This window comes from Mizugakiibacter sediminis (genome assembly GCF_000953855.2).
In the GTDB taxonomy this organism is placed as follows: Bacteria; Pseudomonadota; Gammaproteobacteria; order Xanthomonadales; family Rhodanobacteraceae; genus Mizugakiibacter; species Mizugakiibacter sediminis.
In genome coordinates, this window is sequence record NZ_DF970195.1 from 26389 (window position 1) to 32145 (window position 5757).

At 75.3% G+C, this 5757-nt stretch carries 7 protein-coding genes and 1 tRNA gene; all 8 read left to right on the forward strand.

The window, feature by feature from the left end; translation table 11 throughout:
- Positions 1 to 11: 11 nt before the first annotated feature.
- The 8 genes from MBSD_RS08015 to rocF all read left to right on the forward strand — a co-directional run bounded on the left by MBSD_RS08015 (position 12) and on the right by rocF (position 5495).
- Positions 12 to 986 (forward strand): biotin--[acetyl-CoA-carboxylase] ligase, encoded by a 975-nt coding sequence (locus MBSD_RS08015; protein WP_062536737.1) that lies wholly within the window; start codon positions 12 to 14, stop codon positions 984 to 986.
- Positions 983 to 1729: a type III pantothenate kinase gene (locus tag MBSD_RS08020; RefSeq protein WP_062536727.1), complete on the forward strand. Its 747-nt coding sequence runs from the start codon at positions 983 to 985 to the stop codon at positions 1727 to 1729. Before MBSD_RS08015 ends, MBSD_RS08020 begins: the two co-directional genes overlap by 4 nt.
- Before the next feature lie 39 nt (positions 1730 to 1768).
- Complete coding sequence (locus MBSD_RS08025; protein ID WP_062536728.1) at positions 1769 to 2437, forward strand: SPOR domain-containing protein; 669 nt, start codon at positions 1769 to 1771, stop codon at positions 2435 to 2437.
- Between the two features lie 49 nt (positions 2438 to 2486).
- The gene (gene ahr, locus MBSD_RS08030) at positions 2487 to 3509 is read left to right on the forward strand and encodes an NADPH-dependent aldehyde reductase Ahr (protein ID WP_062536730.1); all 1023 of its coding nucleotides are present in this window, start codon (positions 2487 to 2489) and stop codon (positions 3507 to 3509) included.
- Positions 3510 to 3633: 124 nt separating this feature from the next.
- Positions 3634 to 3709 (forward strand) — tRNA-Thr (locus MBSD_RS08035).
- A gap of 33 nt (positions 3710 to 3742) precedes the next feature.
- Complete coding sequence (locus tag MBSD_RS08040; protein WP_062536732.1) at positions 3743 to 4084, forward strand: Hpt domain-containing protein; 342 nt, start codon at positions 3743 to 3745, stop codon at positions 4082 to 4084.
- Positions 4085 to 4155: 71 nt separating this feature from the next.
- Positions 4156 to 4554: a rhodanese-like domain-containing protein gene (locus MBSD_RS08045; protein WP_062536733.1), complete on the forward strand. Its 399-nt coding sequence runs from the start codon at positions 4156 to 4158 to the stop codon at positions 4552 to 4554.
- Between the two features lie 20 nt (positions 4555 to 4574).
- Positions 4575 to 5495: an arginase gene (gene rocF / locus MBSD_RS08050; protein WP_062536735.1), complete on the forward strand. Its 921-nt coding sequence runs from the start codon at positions 4575 to 4577 to the stop codon at positions 5493 to 5495.
- The last annotated feature ends 262 nt before the right edge of the window (positions 5496 to 5757 follow it).

Here is a 5757-nt window from a genome sequence, read left to right on the forward strand (position 1 = left end):
ACGCGCGCGCGCTGGTCGCGCTGCTCGCGTCCGGCGAGCCCGTCTCGGGCGCGGCGCTGGCCGCGCGTCTCGGCGTCACCCGCGCCGCGGTGTGGAAGCAGATCGAGGCGCTGCGCGCGCGCGGCCTGCCAGTGGAGGCGCAGGCGGGACGCGGCTACGCGCTGCCGTATGCGGTCGAGCTGCTGGACGCCGCGGCGATCCGCGCCGCGCTGCCCGCGGCGACGCGCGCACGCCTCGGCGCGCTGGAGGCGCACTGGGAACTCGACTCCACTTCCAGCGAACTGCTGCGCCGCGCCGCGCAGGGCGCGCCGGACCTTTCCTTCGTGCTGGCGGAGACGCAGAGCGCCGGCCGCGGCCGCCGCGGGCGCGCCTGGCTGTCGCCGCCGGCGCTGAACCTGTACCTGTCCTGCCTGAAGCGCTTCGAGACGGGCTACGCCGCGCTGTCCGGGCTGTCGCTGGCGGCGGGTGTGGCGCTGATGCGCGCGCTGGAGGACGCCGGCATCGCCGGCGCCGGCCTGAAGTGGCCGAACGACGCGCTGGCCGACGGCCGCAAGCTGGCCGGCATCCTGGTGGAACTGGGCGGCGAGTTCCTCGGACCTTGCCACGCGGTGATCGGCATCGGCGTCAACCTGCGCCTGCCGCCGGCGTTGCGCGCGCAGGCCGGGCAGCCGGTCACCGATCTGGCGACGCTGGCCGGCGGCGCGCCGCCGGCGCGCAACGCCTTCGCCGCGCGCCTGGTCGCGCGCCTGGTCGAGGCGCTGGATGCGTTCGCCGCCGACGGCTTCGCCGCCTTCGCCGACGCCTACGCGCGCCACGACCTGCTGCGCGGCCGCGCGCTCCGCGTCAGCGGCGCGCAGGGCGCGTTCGACGGCATCGGCGCGGGCGTCGACGCGCGCGGCGCCTTGCGCGTGCACCGCGCGGGCGGCGACATCGTCACCGTCGACAGCGCCGAGGTCAGCGTGCGCGCCGCCCCGGAGGCCGCATGAACCTGCTGCTCGATCTCGGCAACACGCGCCTGAAGTGGGCCTGCGCCGACGGTGCGGCGCTGACGCCGGGCGCGCCGCTGGTGTGGACGGAGGAAACGCTGCTGCACGGCCTGGCGCGGCGCTGGGCGGTGCTGCCCAATCCGCGGCGCGTGCTGGTCGCCTCCGTCGCCGGTACCGAGCGCGACGCCGCGCTGGCCGACGCGGTGCGCGCGCGCTTCCATCTCGATGCCGAATTCGTGCGCTCGCCGGCCGCGGCCTGCGGCGTGCGGAACGCCTACGCCGAGCCCGAGCGGCTGGGCGTCGACCGCTTCCTCGCCATGGTCGCCGCGCGCGCGCAGGGGCTGGCGCCCTGCGTGATCGCCGGCGGCGGCACCGCGCTGACGCTGGACGCGCTGGCCGCCGACGGCCGTCACCTCGGCGGGCTGATCGCGCCGGGACCGACGCTGATGCAGTCGGCGCTGCTCGGCGCCACCGCGCGCGTGACGGTGGAGCGCCCCGGCCGCATCGTCGACGCCGCCGACAACACGCCGGACGCGCTCGCCTCCGGCTGCTGGCAGGCGGCGGCGGCGCTGGTCGAACGCTTCCACGCGCGCATGGCGCCGGCGCTGGGCGGCGCGCCGCGCATGCTGCTCGCCGGCGGCGACGCCGACGCGCTGGGGGCGCTGCTGGCGGTGCCGCACCAGCCGCTGCGCGACGCGGTGCTGCACGGCCTTGCCGCCTGGGCCGCGGCGCACCCGGCCTGACGCAGCCGATACAATGCCGGCGACCCCTGGTGCGCCCGCATGTTCTTCCGACTGCTGTTCCTGCTGCTGCTCGCCCTCAACCTCGGCGTCGCCGCCTGGCTGACCTTCGGCGACGGCCGCGTCGCGCCGGTCGTCGCGCGCACCGACCCCGGCGTGCCGCCGCTGCGCCTGCTGTCCGAGCGGCCCGGCCCGCCGGAGACGCAGAGCGCGGAGCTGGACGCCGCGCCCGAATCGCGCGCCGCGCTGGCCGCGGACCGCTGCATGACGCTCGGCCCGTTCCCGACCCAGGCCGACGTGCGCGTGGCGATCGACGCGCTGACGCCGCACGTGCCGCGCATCCAGTACCGCGAGGCCGAGGCCACGCAGTCGCGCGGCTGGTGGGTGTTCCTGCCGGCGTTCCCGACGCGCGAGCAGGCGCTGCAGACCGCGCGCGCGCTGTCGGCGAAGGGCGTGCGCGACTACTACGTGGTCACCGCCGGCGACCAGCAGAACACCATCTCGCTGGGCCTGTTCCACGATCCGGCCAACGCCGAGCGCCGGCGCGCGCAGGTGGCGGCGCTGGGCTTCCAGCCGCAGCTGCGCGAGCGCACCGAGGCGATGCCGGTCTACTACGTCGACTTCGCCCTGCCGGACACGCCGCAGTTCGACTGGCGCACCTGGCTGCCGCAGCGCGCCGACATGCAGGCGCAGCCGGTGGCGTGCTTCTGAGGCGCGGCGTCTCCATGCCGCGCCGCATCCGCTCCGCGAGGAAACGCGCATGACCACGATCCGCGCCTGGGCCGCGCCGCGCGCCGGCGCCGCGCTGGAACCGTTCGCCTACGATCCCGGCCCGCTCGGCGCGGACGAGGTGGAAGTCGCGGTCGAATCCTGCGGCCTCTGCCATTCCGACCTGTCGATGCTGGACGACGTCTGGCGGCGCGGCGCCTATCCGCTGGTGCCGGGGCACGAGGCGATCGGACGCATCGTCGCCTGCGGCAGCGCGGTGCCGCAGGCGGCGCGCGCCGTCGGCCAACGCGTCGGCATCGGCTGGAACGCCTCGAGCTGCATGCACTGCGCGCAGTGCGTCGCCGGCGATGCGCACCTGTGCGCGGACGGCGGCGAGACCATCGTCGGCCGCCACGGCGGCTTCGCCGAGCGCGTGCGCTGCCAGTGGACGTGGGCGACGCCGCTGCCGGAAGGCATCGACGCCGCCACCGCCGGGCCGCTGTTCTGCGCCGGCATCACCGTGTTCAGTCCGCTGGTCGAGTTCGGCGTGCGTCCGACCGACCGCGTCGCCGTCGCCGGCATCGGCGGGCTCGGCCATCTCGCCCTGCAGTTCCTGCGCGCCTGGGGTTGCGAAGTGACCGCGCTCTCGTCCACCGCGGCCAAGCGCGCCGAGGCGCGCGCGTTGGGCGCGCACCACGCCGTCGACAGCCGCAGCCGCGAGGCGCTGCGCGCGCTGTACGGCACTTTCGATTTCGTGCTGGTGACGGTGAACGTGCCGCTGGACTGGCACGCGCTGCTGAAGACGCTGGCGCCGCGCGGTCGCCTGCACTTCGTCGGCACCGTGCTGGAGCCGCCGGCGTTGCCCGTGCCGCACCTGATCGGCGGGCAGAAGCAAGTGTCCGGTTCGCCGATGGGACGTCCGGCCACGGTGGCGGCGATGCTGCGGTTCTGCGCGCGCCACGGCATCGCGCCGCGCGTCGAGCGCTTCCCGATGGCGCAGGCCAACGCGGCGCTGGCGCATCTGCGCGCAGGCCGCGCGCGTTACCGCGTGGTGCTGGACGCCGACTTCGCGTAGGGGGCGCGCCGCGCCGCAACGGCTCGCCGGGCCGCTCGTCGCGCACGTCGATGCGAAATGCCGGACGGCGGCGCGGCTGCGCCGATGGCGGGTCGCGACCCGCCCGACTAGAATCGGCCGACGTGCCGGCATAGCTCAGTCGGTAGAGCAACCGCCTTGTAAGCGGTAGGTCCCCAGTTCGAATCCGGGTGCCGGCACCATTCCCGATCCGCGCGGCGAAGCGGAGCGTTCGCATGCATCCCTCGGACGACGACGATTTCGATTTCGACGCGCGGCTCGCTGCGCTGACCCGCGACTACGTGCGCGCGCTGCCGCAGCGGCGCGACGAGCTGGCGCGGCTGTGGGACGCCTGCCGCGGCGGCGCGGCGGCGGCGGAGGATTGGGCGGCGCTGCGCCAATCGGTGCATCGGCTGTCCGGCTCGGCGCCGAACTACGGCTTCGAGGCGCTGGGCGAGGCGGCGCGCGCGGTCGACGTGCTGCTGTCCGGCACCGCGCCGTGCCGTGACGCGGCGACACTGGCGCCCGCGATCGCCGCCTGCGCGGCGGCGCTGGAGGCGGCGATCGCCGGCGGCTGACCTCCGCGGTGGCCGCGGTGCGTCGGCGGCCGCTATCCTTGGAGGCCCGCCGAACCGAACGGAGGTGTCCCATGCGAATCCGGACCGTTGCCGCCGCGCTGGCGGCCGCGCTGTCGGCCGTCGCCGCCTTCGCCGGCGAGCCGCCGCTGGCGCCGCAGGCGCTGGCCGGGATGCAGAGTGCGCACATGGCGCCGCGCGTGGTCGACGTGCGCACCGCCGAGGAATACCGCGACGGCCACATTCCCGGCGCGCTGAACGTGCCCTACGACCAGATCGCCGCGCGTGCCGACGCGCTGGACGTCGCGCGCGACGCGCCGGTCGTCGTCTACTGCCGCACCGGCAAGCGCGCGGCGATCGCGCAACACACGCTGGAAGGGCTCGGCTACACCCATGTGCGCCTGCTCGACGGCAGCTTCCAAGCCTGGCAGGCCGCGCGGCTGCCGGTGGTACGCGAAGCGCCGTCGCGCTGACGCTCATTGCGAGGAACCGCATGCGTACGTTTCCCCCCGTCTCCCTGATCGGCGCGCCGACCGACATCGGCGCCGGCCACCGCGGCGCCTCGATGGGCCCGGAGGCGCTGCGCGTCGCCGGCCTGGCGCCGGCGCTGACCGCGCGCGGCCTGGATGTGACCGATCGCGGCAACCTGGCCGGACCGCTGAATCCCTGGCTTCCGCCGGTCGGCGGCTATCGCCATCTCGAGCAGGTGGTGGCATGGAACCGCGCCGTGATGGAAGCGGTGACGGCGGAACTGGACGGCGGACGCCTGCCGATCCTGCTCGGCGGCGACCACTGCCTGGCCATCGGCTCGATCGCCGCGGTCGCGCGCCATTGCCGCGCGCGCGGCAAGAAGCTGCGCGTGCTGTGGCTGGATGCGCACGCCGATTTCAACACCAGCGCGATCACGCCCTCCGGCAACGTCCACGGCATGCCGGTGGCCTGCCTGTGCGGACTGGGGCCGCAGGCGCTGACCGAGCTCGGCGGCGCGGCGCCCGCGCTGAAGCCGGAGGAAGTACGCCAGATCGGCATCCGCTCGGTCGACGCCGGCGAGAAGAAGCTGGTGCGCGACGTCGGCCTCGACATCTACGACATGCGCTACATCGACGAGGTCGGCGTCAAGCGGGCGATGGAGGAAGCACTGGAGGGGTTGGACGCCGATACCCACCTGCACGTCAGCTTCGACGTCGATTTCCTCGATCCCGGCATCGCGCCGGGCGTCGGCACCACCGTGCCCGGCGGACCCGACTACCGCGAGGCGCAACTGGTGATGGAGATGATCGCCGACACCGGCCGTCTGGCGTCGCTGGACATCGTCGAACTCAATCCCGCCTTCGACGAGCACAACAAGACCGCGATCCTGGCCGTGGACCTGGTGGAAAGCCTGTTCGGCAAGTCCACCCTGATGCGCGACTGACCCGCGCCGAGGGCGTCGCCGGCGCGGCCGCCCCGTCAACAATCGTCACAGCCCGGCCCGACAGGCCGCGGACAGCGCTGTCAGGCGGCGCGTGCGCACGCGTCTTGCACTGCTCCGCGGCAGGCGCCGAGCGGTTCGGCGCACGGCACGCCGGGGGCGGACATGCGAACGCAGGCAGCGACAGGCGAGACGGGCGGTGCGCGGCGCCGTGCGGCCGCGCCCCTGGCGCGGCCGCACGGCCGCGTCCTGCTGGCGGCCGGCG

Excerpts from the sequence above, each read along its gene's own strand:
- MBSD_RS08020 (WP_062536727.1), top strand. The coding sequence starts at position 983 with ATGAACCTGCTGCTCGATCTCGGCAACACGCGCCTGAAGTGGGCCTGC.
- MBSD_RS08025 (WP_062536728.1), top strand. The coding sequence starts at position 1,769 with ATGTTCTTCCGACTGCTGTTCCTGCTGCTGCTCGCCCTCAACCTCGGC.
- MBSD_RS08040 (WP_062536732.1), top strand. The coding sequence starts at position 3,743 with ATGCATCCCTCGGACGACGACGATTTCGATTTCGACGCGCGGCTCGCT.
- MBSD_RS08045 (WP_062536733.1), top strand. The coding sequence starts at position 4,156 with ATGCGAATCCGGACCGTTGCCGCCGCGCTGGCGGCCGCGCTGTCGGCC.
- ahr (WP_062536730.1), top strand. The coding sequence starts at position 2,487 with ATGACCACGATCCGCGCCTGGGCCGCGCCGCGCGCCGGCGCCGCGCTG.
- rocF (WP_062536735.1), top strand. The coding sequence starts at position 4,575 with ATGCGTACGTTTCCCCCCGTCTCCCTGATCGGCGCGCCGACCGACATC.